13 protein-coding genes are annotated in these 13,593 nt (G+C 66.5%); 1 reads left to right on the top strand and 12 read right to left on the bottom strand.

Translation table 11 applies throughout. The features are described from left to right. Nucleotides 1-611 precede the first annotated feature (611 nt). The 4 genes from nrdF to nrdH form a co-directional block, all read right to left on the bottom strand. Nucleotides 612-1,583 (bottom strand): class 1b ribonucleoside-diphosphate reductase subunit beta, encoded by a 972-nt coding sequence (nrdF, locus tag P0D62_RS10405; protein ID WP_406708242.1) that lies wholly within the window; start codon nt 1,581-1,583, stop codon nt 612-614. 208 nt (nt 1,584-1,791) lie between these two features. Further along, nucleotides 1,792-3,945: a class 1b ribonucleoside-diphosphate reductase subunit alpha gene (gene nrdE / locus P0D62_RS10400; protein ID WP_275702565.1), complete on the bottom strand. Its 2,154-nt coding sequence runs from the start codon at nt 3,943-3,945 to the stop codon at nt 1,792-1,794. Beyond that, nucleotides 3,921-4,370: a class Ib ribonucleoside-diphosphate reductase assembly flavoprotein NrdI gene (gene nrdI, locus P0D62_RS10395; RefSeq protein WP_275702564.1), complete on the bottom strand. Its 450-nt coding sequence runs from the start codon at nt 4,368-4,370 to the stop codon at nt 3,921-3,923. Before nrdI ends, nrdE begins: the two co-directional genes overlap by 25 nt. A 105-nt stretch (nt 4,371-4,475) precedes the next feature. Beyond that, nucleotides 4,476-4,703 carry a glutaredoxin-like protein NrdH gene (nrdH, locus tag P0D62_RS10390; protein ID WP_275702563.1) on the bottom strand — a complete coding sequence of 76 codons (228 nt, stop codon included), beginning with the start codon at nt 4,701-4,703 and terminating at the stop codon, nt 4,476-4,478. 191 nt (nt 4,704-4,894) lie between these two features. On the opposite strand from nrdH, the gene P0D62_RS10385 reads away from it, so the two are divergent. After that, nucleotides 4,895-6,679, top strand: a complete 1,785-nt coding sequence (locus P0D62_RS10385; RefSeq protein ID WP_275702562.1) for a hypothetical protein — start codon at nt 4,895-4,897, stop codon at nt 6,677-6,679. A gap of 35 nt (nt 6,680-6,714) precedes the next feature. Here the strand turns inward: P0D62_RS10385 and P0D62_RS10380 are convergent, their stop codons facing one another. The 8 genes from P0D62_RS10380 to P0D62_RS10345 all read right to left on the bottom strand — a co-directional run bounded on the left by P0D62_RS10380 (nt 6,715) and on the right by P0D62_RS10345 (nt 13,569). Further along, complete coding sequence (locus P0D62_RS10380; protein ID WP_275702561.1) at nt 6,715-7,629, bottom strand: Ppx/GppA phosphatase family protein; 915 nt, start codon at nt 7,627-7,629, stop codon at nt 6,715-6,717. Further along, entirely contained in the window at nt 7,626-8,096 is a 471-nt protein-coding gene (locus tag P0D62_RS10375) for a DUF501 domain-containing protein (RefSeq protein ID WP_275702560.1), read from the bottom strand. The genes P0D62_RS10380 and P0D62_RS10375 overlap by 4 nt, the downstream gene beginning before the upstream one ends. A 154-nt stretch (nt 8,097-8,250) precedes the next feature. Continuing rightward, complete coding sequence (locus tag P0D62_RS10370; RefSeq protein WP_275702559.1) at nt 8,251-8,901, bottom strand: FtsB family cell division protein; 651 nt, start codon at nt 8,899-8,901, stop codon at nt 8,251-8,253. 30 nt (nt 8,902-8,931) lie between these two features. Further along, on the bottom strand, nt 8,932-10,209 hold the full coding sequence (gene eno / locus P0D62_RS10365) for a phosphopyruvate hydratase (RefSeq protein WP_275702558.1): 1,278 nt from the start codon (nt 10,207-10,209) through the stop codon (nt 8,932-8,934). A 272-nt stretch (nt 10,210-10,481) separates the two neighbouring features. Next, nucleotides 10,482-11,090: a MazG family protein gene (locus tag P0D62_RS10360; protein ID WP_275702557.1), complete on the bottom strand. Its 609-nt coding sequence runs from the start codon at nt 11,088-11,090 to the stop codon at nt 10,482-10,484. A gap of 7 nt (nt 11,091-11,097) precedes the next feature. After that, a complete protein-coding gene (locus tag P0D62_RS10355) occupies nt 11,098-11,592 on the bottom strand; it encodes a SurA N-terminal domain-containing protein (protein WP_275702556.1) in 495 nt (164 codons plus the stop codon). Between the two features lie 145 nt (nt 11,593-11,737). Continuing rightward, on the bottom strand, nt 11,738-12,598 hold the full coding sequence (locus P0D62_RS10350) for a hypothetical protein (protein WP_275702555.1): 861 nt from the start codon (nt 12,596-12,598) through the stop codon (nt 11,738-11,740). Between the two features lie 35 nt (nt 12,599-12,633). After that, nucleotides 12,634-13,569, bottom strand: coding sequence for an ABC transporter ATP-binding protein (locus tag P0D62_RS10345; protein WP_275702554.1), 936 nt, complete (start codon nt 13,567-13,569; stop codon nt 12,634-12,636). Between the last annotated feature and the right edge of the window lie 24 nt (nt 13,570-13,593).

The following is a 13,593-nucleotide window of genomic DNA, read 5'->3' as shown; positions in this document are numbered from 1 at the left end:
GACGTGCAGCCACTGCGGACGGAGGCTGCCAGTCGCCGCGAGCAATCTTCGTGTGAGCGCCTGCGAGCCAGGTGCGAGCATCCGTCTTGGTAAGGAACGTCAGCGGTTTGTCGTCGTCGGTTCGCGCAGTGTAAATCTCCCCGTCAGGCGCCGGATAGCGAGCCTGCCATCGCCCCGAAGGGAGCTTTCGCAGGCTTCCCCAGGTCTCACGCTTTGTAGTTGGCCTCTTCTGCTCCGTGACGCTCATCATGCCCTCCCGTGGCCGCAAACGGACTGTTGCGGACGGTCGTGCCACTTCGTGCCACTAGGCACCTGGATCAGCCCAGATCCGCATGATTCTGCGGTTCCGAGCGAGCCTGAAACGTCCTCGCTGGCACGTTGTGGCACGGCCTCGGTGACCTCTCGAACCTGCTTTCCGTCCGGGAACCCACCCCGCTCTGGTCTGGCAGGTGCGCCCGTGCCACCTCCGTGCCACTCCGACTGGATACTGATGTGCATTTCCGTCCTCCTCTGTTCATCAGGAGGTGGCATGAAAAGAGGCCCGGAACTGCAGAATCCTGCAGTTCCGGGCCTCTCATCAGCCCTCACGGGCCTGGGGCTACATCAACGACTCAGAAGTCCCAGTCCTCATCCTCGGTGGCGACGGCCTTGCCGATGACGTAGGACGAGCCGGAGCCGCTGAAGAAGTCGTGGTTCTCGTCGGCGCTCGGCGACAGGGCCGACAGGATGGCCGGGCTGACGTCGGTGACGGTGGACGGGAACATGGCCTCGTAGCCCAGGTTCATCAGGGCCTTGTTGGCGTTGTAGTGCAGGAACTTCTTCACGTCCTCGGTCAGGCCGACGGCGTCGTAGAGATCCTGGGTGTAGTGCACCTCGTTGTCATACAGGTCGAACAGCAGCGAGAAGGTGTAGTCCTTCAGCTCGTCGCGCTTGGCCTGGTCGACGAACTCGAGTCCCTTCTGGAACTTGTAGCCGATGTAGTAGCCGTGCACGGCCTCGTCGCGGATGATCAGGCGGATCAGGTCGGCGGTGTTGGTGAGCTTCGCACGGCTGGACCAGTGCATGGGCAGGTAGAAGCCCGAGTAGAACAGGAACGACTCCAGCAGGGTCGAGGCCACCTTGCGCTTCAACGGCTCGTCGCCGTGGTAGTAGCTCATGATGATCTTGGCCTTGCGCTGCAGGTTCTCGTTCTCGATCGACCAGCGGAAGGCGTCGTCGATCTCCTCCGTGGAGCAGAGCGTCGAGAAGATCGACGAGTAGCTCTTGGCGTGCACCGACTCCATGAAGGCGATGTTGGTGTAGACGGCTTCCTCATGCGGGGTGAGCGAGTCGGGGATCAGCGAGACCGCGCCGACGGTGCCCTGGATGGTGTCCAGCAGCGTCAGGCCGGTGAACACCCGCATGGTCAGCTGCTGCTCCTGCGGCGTCAGCGTGTTCCATGACTGGATGTCATTGGACAGCGGCACCTTCTCCGGCAGCCAGAAGTTGCCCGTCAGACGGTTCCAGACCTCGAGATCCTTGTCGTCCTGGATGCGGTTCCAGTTGATCGCCTGGACGTGGTCCAGCAGGTGACCACTCATCATTTCGTGCTCCCGGTAGATCGGAGTTCTTGGACATTCGTTTGACGCTCGACGAAGCGCAGACCCCAGCGAGCGATGGCCACATCCCGGCAGACGGTCGCACGGGTTCCCTTCGGGGGTGCCCCTTTCGGGGTGGTCCCTGAGGAGGGCGCCCCGCGCCCGTCTCGAAGGGCTCGCTTCGCTCGCACCTCGAGGAGCGTGCCATCACCGTTCACAGCGTGCAACTGACACACCCCTCGACCTCGGTGCCCTCAAGCGCCATCTGACGCAGGCGGATGTAGTAGATGGTCTTGATGCCCTTGCGCCAAGCGTAGATCTGGGCACGGTTGATGTCGCGCGTGGTGGCGGTGTCCTTGAAGAACAGCGTCAGAGACAGGCCCTGGTCGACGTGCTGCGTCGCCGCGGCGTAGGTGTCGATGATCTTCTCGTAGCCGATCTCGTAGGCGTCCTGGTAGTACTCCAGGTTGTCGTTCGTCATGAACGGCGCCGGGTAGTAGACGCGGCCGAGCTTGCCCTCCTTGCGGATCTCCACCTTCGACGCGATCGGGTGGATCGAGCTGGTCGAGTTGTTGATGTAGGAGATCGAGCCGGTGGGCGGCACCGCCTGCAGGTTCTGGTTGTAGATGCCGTGGGCCTGAACGGACGCCTTCAGCTCGCGCCAGTCCTCCTGCGTCGGGATGTGATGGCCCGCGAAGAGCTCGCGCACCCGCTCCGTCTGCGGCACCCACTCCTGCTCGGTGTACTTGTCGAAGAACTCGCCGCTGGCATACTTCGACTCGGCGAAACCGTCGAAGGCCCGGCCGCGCTCGATGGCCAGCTTGTTCGACGCCTTCAGCGCCTGGAACAGCACGGTGTAGAAGTAGATGTTGGTGAAGTCGACGCCCTCTTCGGAGCCGTAGTAGACGCGCTCGCGGGCCAGGTAGCCATGCAGGTTCATCTGGCCGAGGCCGATCGCGTGCGAACGCTCGTTGCCCTCCTCCACGGAGCGCACGGAGCGGATGTGGCTCTGGTCGCTGACGGCGGTGAGCGCGCGGATGGCCGTGTCGACGGTGGCGCCCAGGTCGGGCGAGTCCATCGCCAGCGCGATGTTCAGCGACCCGAGGTTGCAGGAGATGTCCTTGCCGATCTGGTCGTAGGACAGATCCTCGTTGAACGTGGTGGCCGTGTTGACCTGCAGGATCTCCGAGCACAGATTGGACATGTTGATCCGGCCCTTGATGGGGTTGGCCCGGTTCACGGTGTCTTCGTAGACGATGTACGGATAGCCCGACTCGAACTGGATCTCGGCCAGCGTCTGGAAGAACTTGCGGGCGTTGATCTTGGTCTTCTTGATCCGCGGATCGTCGACCAGCTCCTGGTACTTCTCCGTGATCGAGATGTCGGCCAGGCCCGCACCGTAGACGCGCTCCACGTCGTAGGTGGAGAACAGGTACATGTCCTCGTCGCGCTTGGCCAGCTCGAAGGTGATGTCGGGGATGACGACGCCGAGCGACAGCGTCTTGATCCGAATCTTCTCGTCGGCGTTCTCGCGCTTGGTGTCGAGGAAACGCATGATGTCGGGATGGTGCGCCGACAGGTACACCGCACCCGCACCCTGGCGTGCGCCCAGCTGGTTGGCGTAGCTGAAGCTGTCCTCGAGCAGCTTCATCACGGGGATGATGCCCGACGACTGGTTCTCGATCTGCTTGATCGGCGCGCCCTGCTCACGGACGTTGCTCAGCAGCAGCGCGACACCACCGCCGCGCTTGCTCAGCTGGAGGGCCGAGTTGATGCCGCGCGCGATGGACTCCATGTTGTCCTCGATGCGCAGCAGGAAGCAGGACACCAGCTCGCCGCGCTGGGCCTTGCCCGCGTTGAGGAAGGTGGGGGTAGCCGGCTGGAAGCGGCCGGAGATGATCTCGTCGACGAGCGACGTGGCCAGCTCCGGATCGCCGTCGGCCAGCGCCAGCGCCGTCATCACGACGCGATCCTCGAAGCGCTCGAGGTAGCGCTGACCGTCGAAGGTCTTCATGGTGTAGCTGGTGTAGTACTTGAAGGCGCCGAGGAAGGTCTCGAAGCGGAACTTCGCGTCATAGGCGCGCTCGGTGAGGGCCTTGACGAAGTCGAAGGCGTACTTGTCGAGCACTTCGGGCTCGTAATACTCCTTGTTGACGAGATAGTTGAGGCGCTCCTTCAGCGAGTGGAAGAAGACGGTGTTCTGGTTGACGTGCTGCAGGAAGTACTCCCGGGCGGCGCGCTTGTCGGCCTCGAACTGGATGTTGCCCTCGGCGTCGTAGAGGTTCAGCATCGCGTTCAGGGCGTGGTAGTCCATCCCCTCGAAGGCCGGGTTGTTCTTGTACGTCAACTCTGCGGTCGTTGCTGCCACCACTGCTCCAATCCGGCGCGCACCCGCGCGACGTCCTCTGGCGTACCGAACAGTTCCAGCTTGTACAGGTGCGGCACGCGGCACTTGCGGCTGACGATCTCCCCGGCCAAGCAGTATGCCTCGCCGAAGTTGGTATTGCCCGCGGAGATCACTCCGCGGATCAGGCTTCTGTTGTGCGGATCGTTGAGGAAGCGGATCACCTGTTTGGGAACCGCCCCCTTCTCCTCACCCTTGCCCTGGCCGCCGCCGTAGGTGGGCGTCACCAGCACGTAGGGCTCCTCGACGGCGATCGCGGGATCGGCGGCAACGGTCGGGATGCGTGCCGCCCGAAGGCCCAGCTTCTCCACGAATCGGGCCGTGTTGCCCGAGACGCTGGAGAAGTAGACCACCAGCGGGAGCTCCGGATTGAGTTCTGTGTCGTTCACGTCGGATTGCCGTGCATAAAACTGCCTATTCAGCTCGGCCTCGCCATATAGCGCAGGCCTCGCCGTATACGCAGTTTTATGCTTGTCTGTCGCCTGGCTGGCGTCTCAGGCGACGCGCAGGGCGGCGATCTTGTCGGGACGGAAGCCCGCCCAGTGGTCGTCATCGGTGATCACGACGGGGGCCTGCAGGTAACCCAGCGACTTCACCATCTCCAGCGCCTTCTCGTCCTCGCTGAGGTCCAGGATCTCGTAGTCGAGACCCTTCGAGTCCAACGCACGGTAGGTGGCGTTGCACTGCACGCAGGACGGCTTGGTGTAGACGGTGATTGCCATAGTGACCAGTCACTCCTCGAGATCTATCTCCGACGCCCCCAGTTGCGCGTCAGCAGGTCTCGAATACTACATATAGGGGGCGGGCCCCGCAAGCGACACCAGGGATTGGGTTACATCCCTGTTATTAGGCGGCCCGAATCTATAGCACACCCGCGCCGCGACCCGCCAGAGTCCATGCCATCATGTACCCCATGATCGACTGGAATGCGTCCCGACTGCGCCGTCATTGGCCGCCCGTCACGGGCATCCGCGTCGCGTTGCTGCTCTGCCTGATCGCGGCTGCTGCCCTCGAACTCTCCGCTCCGGATGAACCGACGACCCGGGCGCCGCTGGGATCGCTGGACTACGTGCTCGACGGCGTCGGCTTCGTCTTCGTCCTCGCCCAATTCGCGGCGGTGTTTCTGCTGCCGGCCACGGGAGCGCTCTTCGCGGCGGTGACAGCCGTGGCACTAGCAGCACTGCCTGGGGCGGCTGCGTATCCGTCCCTGTGGGCGGCTATCGCAGCCGTGGCGCTCGGCGTCTGGGGTTGGCTGAGCGTCGCCCAACTACGAGCCGCACCAGCGGCGCGGCACGCGGTCCCCACGGCCGAGGTGCCCTTTGCCAAGACCGAGGCCTACCGAGGACTGTGGCCCGGTCTGGTGGCAATCTCGGCAGCCCTGCTGGCAGGAGTGGGCCTGGTCGTCTTCCACAGCTACGAGATGGCCGACGTGGCCGCCTTCGAGGAGCGCGCTCAGGTGGTGGACACCGAGGTTCTCGCCGTCGACGAGGAGGACCTTTACGTGAGCGTCAGCGTGAACGGCATCACCCATGAACTGGAGTGGCTGGATGAGATGCCTGAGCCCGGAGACACGGTGGCGCTGCTGGTCGACCCCACCGACCCCGAGCGGGTGGTCTTTGCCGACGCTCCCGAGGATCCCTCGTGGCTGCTCGGCATCGCCGCTTTGAGCCCGCTCGCCGCCTGGTACGCGGCCTTGCACTGGCTGTTCCCCGCGCTCAATCGGCGACGACTGGCCCGCCAAGGCGGCCCGATGGGACGGGCGCGCATCGCGACCCCGAGCGAGTACACGTACCTGATTCCCACCGACGCCACCTGGCCGGCGATGCGGCTGTCCGGCATCACCGCCATGGAGGCCGATTCCAGCGGCTGGTTCGATGCGTCTGAGGATGACGACGACTGGGATGACGACGAGGACGACGAGGACAACGACGAGAAGCTCCCCGACTCCGTCGAGGAACTGCGCGCCTACCTCGACGACCTCACCGCCGACGATCCCGACGAAGCCGCCGAGCCAGACGAGTCCGATCTGATCACGGTGTCGACGCTCGGCATCCCTCGGCGCGGTGCGACCATCGCCTTTCACCACCGGGGCGTCACCTGGATGGCGGAGGTCACGGATGACACCGGCACCCGCGGGCTGCGATCCGATCTCCGGGATCTGGCCACGCCAGACGCTTCTCAGAGCTGGCTGTCCCGCTTCATCGAACGCCACCCGCAGCTCTCGCGGGTGCTGTGGAGCATGCTGATCGTCGTGGTCACCTCGGCTATCGTCGCGATCAGCGTGATCGACGACCCCACCGATTGGGGCACGCCGCTCATCGTCGGTCTCATCGGAACAGTCGTGGTCGTGGTCTACGCCCCTGGCATCGGCAACATGGCCCTCCGCCGCGCGCTCATCGTCTTGTACGGCGTGCTGAAGGACGAGCGGACTCCGGCCTCTCGGGTGAGCTTCATGGCGGCGAACGACGATGTGGTCGGGCTGCGCCTGACCGATCCCGACGAGGTCTTCTTCTTCGCGCCGGAGGACGTGTTCCACCATGAGGATGCCACCAGCGAGCAGGCCCTCCGGCTCATGCGCACCTGGCACGCGGAGGCACCGTCCGCCCGCGGCGGAACACGTCTCGGCGCGCCCGCCTGGGCCGGCATCGTGCTGCTCGCGATCACCGCCACAGCGGTCATCAACGCAGTGCTGGGCTGAGAGGTTCCGTCAGCCAGCACCCGCGGACGGGATCTCTAAAGCAGGCCGTGGGCGATGCCGTCGAGGATGTCGGTCTCGCTGACCAGGATCTCCTGGCCAGGCACCTGAGAGGCGATCTCGTCGAGGATCAACGAGCCGGCCCCCAGCACGCTCGCGCGCAGGGGGTGCATGCACGGTTCCTTGGCGGTTTCGTCGGCCGTCTGCGCCAGCCAGCGATGCGAGGCGGCGGCGATCTGGCCACGGTCCAGCCGGGTGCCGTGCACGGCGTCGCGCGAGTACTCCTGGAGGCCGAGCATGGAGGCCGCGACGCTGGTCACGGTGCCGGCTACGCCGACCGCGGTGGCCACCTGCGAGAAGTCGACGCCGGTGCCGAGGATGGTGCCCAGCACGAAGCCCCGAGCCGACGAGATCTGATTATCCGTCGGCGGATCGTCGTGCAGGAAGCGCTCCTTCACCCGCACGGCACCCATCTGGGTGCTGACGGCGTGGGTGACCTGACGGTCGGCGTCGATCAGGACGAATTCCGTCGATCCGCCGCCGATATCGAAGACCAGCACGGGTGCCGGGGCGTCGACGCCGCTCAGCACACCGGCGGCCGACAACCGGGCCTCCTCGTCGCCGGAGATCACGTCGACGGCCAACCCCAGCCGCTGCTGCACGTCGGCCTCGAAGACGTCACGGTTGCTCACGTCGCGCGCGGCGGCGGTGGCGACGAAGCGGGCCCGGTCGACGCCCAGCTCGCGCATCGTCGCGGCAAACTCGTCGAAGATCGCGCTGGCACGGGCCAGGGCGTCCGGATGGAACTCGCTGGTGGCGTCCACGCCCTGCCCCAGCCGGGCCAGGCGCACCTCGCGGGCGAGCTCCTCGACGATGCCATCGGCGCCGCGACGCAGCACCAGGAGGCGGATGGAGTTGGTGCCGCAGTCGATGGCGGCGACGGTGTGGGTCATGAGCAGAAGTCTCCCATGGCGTCGAGGGCCTCGTCGCCGAACGGATTCACGCCGCGCCCGGCCGCGAGCGCATGGCCGACGAGCACGTGCAGGCACTTCACCCGGGTGGGCATGCCGCCGGCGCTGATGCCGCTGATCTCGTCGACGTGGCCCAGCGCCTCACGATCCGCCAGGTAGGCCTCGTGGGCCGCGCGGTAGCGGGTTGCCAGGTCCTCGTCGTCGGCCAGGCGCGCCGACATCTCGGTCATCAGGCCCGAGGCCTCCAACGTGGAGACCGCGGAGACGGCACGCGGGCAGGTGAGGTAGTACACGGTCGGGAACGGCGTGCCGTTGGGCAGCCGGGGCAGCGTCTTCACCACGCCGGGGTGGCCGCTCGGGCAGCGATAGGCCACCTCCACCACTCCCCTGGGCTCGCGTCCCAGCTGTTCGGCGACGACGGCGAGGTCGTCGGGGTTCAGTTCAGGCATGAGGCACCTTTCGACGGGATCCAGACCCTCGGAATCGCCAGGCAGTGGCCGATTTTCGGCCCAAGACACCGGAAAATCGGCCATTGGCCGATTTTCCCGGATTGGGGCGGGAGGAAGTGGGGGGATGGGACTGCGGGGCGAGGGTGGGGTGTGGTCATTCTTCGGGTTCGGGGGAGGGCGAGGGGGACGCGCCGACGACGCGGTCGGGATCGAGCGACGGCGTGGTCTCCGTCTTCTCCGCTTCCTCTTCGACGGGCTGGTCGGCCGTGTGAATGGAGGAGACCAGCGCCTCCCACCACAGCAGTTCCGGGCCCTCGGGAAGGTCGGAGGCGCTCTCGGAGCCGTCCAGCGGCTCGCCGTCGGCACCGAGGACGCGGTAGCCGACCTCGCCCGGCATCACCCAGCCCAGCTTCGAACGGGCCATCGAACGCACGTAGTCGGGATCGTTCCAGCGGTTCAGCTGGTCTTCCAGATCGGCGATCTTCTCCTGCTGGGACACGATCTCTGCACGCACCTCCGCCAACTGCTGCGACTGGGCGAAGTACACCCGCAGCCCGTTGGCCAGCAGCAGCGCGATGCTCGCGAGCACCACCAGCAGCACGATCAGCCGCCAGGTGATGGTGCCGGCACGCGGACGTCGTGGCGCCGAGGCTGCGACGGCATCCTCCGTCGAGCGCGCCTCGTCGTCGGCGACCGGGCGGGAGCGCTCACGCCGTCCCCCCGGACGCGAAGAAGTGGTCCGGGAGGACGGCTTCCCGCCTCCCGGACCACTCGTTACGGGCTTATGCCCAGGGGTCCGTGCCACCTATACAGTGTGCCGGATCATTCGAAATGCTCAGCCCTGGAAACGCGGGAACGCGGAACGTCCGGCGTAGACCGCAGCCTCGTCCAGATCCTGCTCGATGCGCAGCAGCTGGTTGTACTTGGCGACGCGGTCGGTACGAGCGGGTGCACCCGACTTGATCTGGCCGCAGCCGAGGGCGACGGCGAGATCGGCAATCGTGGTGTCCTCGGACTCGCCGGAGCGGTGCGACATCATGGTGCGGTAGCTGCTGCGGTGGGCAAGGTTGACCGCGTCGATCGTCTCGGTGAGCGAGCCGATCTGGTTCACCTTCACCAGCAGGGCGTTGGCGGTAGCGGTGTCGATGCCGCGCTGCAGGCGGGTCACGTTGGTGACGAACAGGTCGTCGCCGACCAGCTGCACCTTGTCGCCGAGGCGATCGGTCATGGCCTTCCAGCCGTCCCAGTCCTCCTCGTTCAGCGGATCCTCGATGGAGATCAGCGGGTACTTGTCGACGAGACCGGCGTAGTAGTCGATCATCTGCTCGGCCGACTTGGCCTCGCTCTCGAACTGGTAGGCGCCGTCCTTGTAGAACTCGGACGCGGCGACGTCGAGCGCCAGCGCCACATCGGTGCCGGGCTTGTAACCGGCCTCTTCGATGGCGGTGACGATCAGGTCGAGCGCCGCAGCGTTGCTCTCGAGGTTGGGAGCGAAGCCGCCCTCGTCGCCCAGGCCGGTGTTCAGGCCGCGGGTGTTGAGCACCTTCTTCAGCTGGTGGTACACCGCCGCACCCATCTGGAGGGCCTCGGCGAAGGTCGCCGCGCCGATGGGGGCGATCATGAACTCCTGGATGTCGACGTTGGAGTCGGCGTGCGACCCACCGTTGAGGATGTTCATCATGGGAACGGGCAGGATGTTGGCGGTGGGGCCACCGATGTACTTGTACAGCGGCAGGCCGGCCTCTTCGGCGGCAGCCTTGGCGACGGCCAGGGACACGCCGAGGATGGCGTTGGCGCCCAGCTTGCCCTTGTTGTCGGTGCCGTCCAGCTCGATCATCGCGTTGTCGATCGTGCGCTGATCGGTAGCGTCGAGATCCTCGATCTCCTCGGCGATCACGGCAACGTTGGAGACCGCGGTGAGGACACCCTTGCCCCCGTAGCGGCTCTTGTCGCCGTCGCGAAGCTCAACGGCCTCGAACGCACCGGTGGAGGCGCCCGAGGGCACGATCGCACGGCCGCTCGCGCCCGAGTCGAGCTCGACCTCGACCTCGACGGTGGGGTTGCCTCGCGAGTCAAGAACCTCGCGGGCCTGAATGAACTCGATGTATGCCATGTGATCCCTTTCGAACAATGGGGCTTACGGGGCCAAGCCTAACTGCCGCGAGCGACGTTGCGTGTCCGGGGCAAGGTTTGGACACCTGCATCTTAGAGGTTCCGCGGGTGCGTGGCACCTACTGCGGCGCACTGGATGGCGACCTGGCTTCGTTATCGAACTCACTGGCATACCCAATGGCAGCTTCGTTCTCTGCCTTGCCATGTCATCCATCCAGCACGTCCTCGCTACGGCACCACCCATCCGCGGAACCTCTACGCAATGTTCACCCGTTACTTCTCCGCCGCCCGAATCTCCGCCTCCAGACGGCGCAGCGCGGCGCGCGTGGCGGCGTCGGCGTCGATGCCGTTGGCCTGTGCCCGCGCCACCAGCGCGATCATGGCGTCGCCCACTTCCTCGGCACCGATCGCCTGGTCGGGAAGAGCCACGTCGACGTGGTGCGAGCGCGTGCGGGAGACCACCTTGTGCGCCCGAGCGAGCACGCTCATCGAGCGTGCGATCCCGTCGAGGGACGACTCGCGCCCCTTCTCGGCCTTCTTCGCGATCTCCCAGTTGGAGCGCAGGTCCGCGGGGTTCTCCGCATCGCCGAAGACATGCGGATGGCGGCGAATCAGCTTGTCAGCGATGCCATCGGCCACGTCGTCGAGGGTGAAGCGACCCTCGTCCGTCGCGATCTGCGCATGGAAATAGACCTGAAGGAGCAGGTCGCCCAGTTCCTCGCGCAGGTCGTCGTCAGTGCCCTCCTCGACGGCGTCGACCACCTCGCACGCCTCTTCGATGAGGTGGTTCAGCAGCGACTCATGCGTCTGCTTGGCATCCCACGGACAGCGCACGCGCAGCGTCGCCATCACATCGCGAAGCCGCTCCAAGGCCTCCGACATCGCGTGCTCAGGATGCGGACGGCAGCGACAACGAGCCGCTTCCGGCGAGCCCAAGGGCCTCCGCGTCCCATTCGCCGTACCGGGGATTGACGTCGACCTCGATTGCCTTGAGCTCCGCAATCAGCTCGTCCTGACCGGCAGCCTGACCCAGCAGGGTCAGCTTGACACCCGGGTAGGCGAGCTTGGCGCACTCCTCGTTGCCCAGCAGATCCGCCGACCCGTTCTGCTCCGCCAGCGACTTCAGCTCGCCGTCGGAGACCTCGAAGCCACGTGCCTCGGCGGCCTGGTCCACCAGCTCGCCGGCGGCGAGGAGCAGCACGTGCTGCTTCACCGGCAGCTGTTGGGTGGTGATGCCCAACTCGGCGCATCCGTCGATGCTGCGCTGGAGATCAGCGGCCGTGACCGGCGTGCCACCCACGAGCGCGACGGTGCTGGGCGCCGGGGTGCAGGCTGCGAGCAGAGCGAGCGCGGCCACCGCGGGAACGAGCCGAGTCAGCTTCATGAAAGTGAGTCCTCTCACGTCGGTGTCGGTGCGGACGCACCGCCGGTCAGCCTACCGCACCGCCACCTGGGACAAACCGGCGAGCAGCACGACGAAGCCGCCGCCCTGGTGGCCCAGGGCGGCGGCTTTACGGAGGCGCGACGGGTTACTTGGCGTCGCGGGAGGAGAAGAGCCAGGCGGCGGCACCCATCGGGATCAGCGCCCAGGCGGCCAGCGCCACGAGTGCGGTGCCGTAGCCGGGCATCCCCAGGTCCGAGCCCATGCCGCCCTCGACGACGCCGGCTCCGACGACGGTGCCGAGCGTGCTCGGCAGGTAGTTCAGCATGACCGGCGCCCACGACCAGTCGGACACCTGGGTCACGATCTGCAGGATCGTCGGGAGCAGGAAGACCACGGCCACCATCACCGTGATGCCGCCCGCGGTGCTGCGCAGGATGCCGGCGGCGGCGAAGGCGAACAGGGCGACGACCAGCAGGAAGACCAGGGTGCCGAGGAAGCCGGTCAGCGCCTGGGGATCGAGGATGCTGCCGGTGGAGGCAGGAAGCACGATCGCCGAGGCACCGATGCCCGAGGCCAGCACGACGACGGCGACGAACACCGACAGAACCGTCAGCACCACGGCCTTGGCAGCGAACACCAGGCCGCGACGCGGGGCCGAGGTCAGCGTGGAGAGGATCATGCCCGAGGCGTACTCGCTGGAGAACAGGAACACACCGAGCACGCCGAAGACGAGCGAAAGGAAGCCGGCGGGGAAGCTGGTCACCGTGGTCAGGAAGCCGACGTGGCTCTCGGCCGGAGCGTCGGCAGCCATGGCATTGAGCGCAAAGGCGATGGCGGCGCTCATGGCCACCCCGAGGCCGATCGAGACGATCACGCTCCAGCGGATCGAGCGGAGCGACAGCGCCTTGATCCACTCAGAACGCACGACCCCACCGAAGGTGAGCCGGGCGGAACGGGTGGCGGGAAGCGAGACGACGGAGGGCTGGGGAACGGTGGTGGCAGTCATGATCGTGAAGTCCTTAGTTGAGCAGTGAATGAGGTTCAGGCGGGGATGGCGACGGGTTCTTGCGTCTCGTACTCGAGTTCGCCGCGGGTGAGGGCCAGGTAGGCGTCTTCGAGGCTGACGGTGACCGGCGTCAGCTGATGCAGCTCGATGCCCTGATGTGCGCAGAGCCGGCCGACCTCGGCCGCATCGACGCCGCGGACGGTGAGGGCGCCGTCGTTGCCGACGTCGATGCTCAGTTCGGCGCCGCCAAGCTGAGCGCTGCGCAGCGCATGCACCAGCCGCGATCCTTCGGGAGTGACGACGCGGACCCGCGGCGAGCTCGCACCCAGCAGTTCGGCGATGGGGGCGTCGGCGACGACGCGGCCGCGACCCAGCACGATGACGTGGTCGGCGGTCTGCGCCATCTCACTCATCAGGTGGCTGGAGAGCAGCACCGTCTTACCGGCGGCCGCCTGACTGCGGACCAGGTGGCGGACCCACATCACGCCGTCGGGATCGAGGCCGTTGACCGGCTCGTCGAGAATCAGCACCTGGGGATCGCCGAGCAGTGCGGCGGCGATGCCGAGGCGCTGCCCCATGCCGAGGGAGAAGCCGCCGACGCGCTTGCCGGCGACGTCGGTGAGGCCGGTCATCTCGAGCACCTGGTCGACGCGGCGGCTGCCGATGCCGTGGGTGGCGGCCAGAGCGCGCAGGTGGCTGCGGGCCGAGCGGCCGGGGTGAACGCCCTTCGCGTCGAGCAGCGCGCCCACGACGGTGAGCGGCGCGTCGTGCTGGGCGAAGGGCTTGCCGGCGATGGTGACCTCACCGGAGGTGGGGCGATCCAGGCCGACCATCAGCCTCATCGAGGTGGACTTGCCGGCGCCGTTGGGGCCGAGGAATCCGGTGACCTGGCCGGGCTCGATGTCGAAGCTGACGCCGTCCAGGGCGAGTTTGTTGCCGTAGCGCTTGCTGAGTCCGCGTGCGGTGATCATTTTCTGTCTCCTCGGTGGGGGTTT

This window comes from Tessaracoccus caeni, from assembly GCF_029211185.1.
In the GTDB taxonomy this organism is placed as follows: domain Bacteria; phylum Actinomycetota; class Actinomycetes; order Propionibacteriales; family Propionibacteriaceae; genus Arachnia; species Arachnia caeni.
Note: the sequence above shows the minus strand (reverse complement) of the source record. Positions and strands in the feature narration are given on the sequence as shown.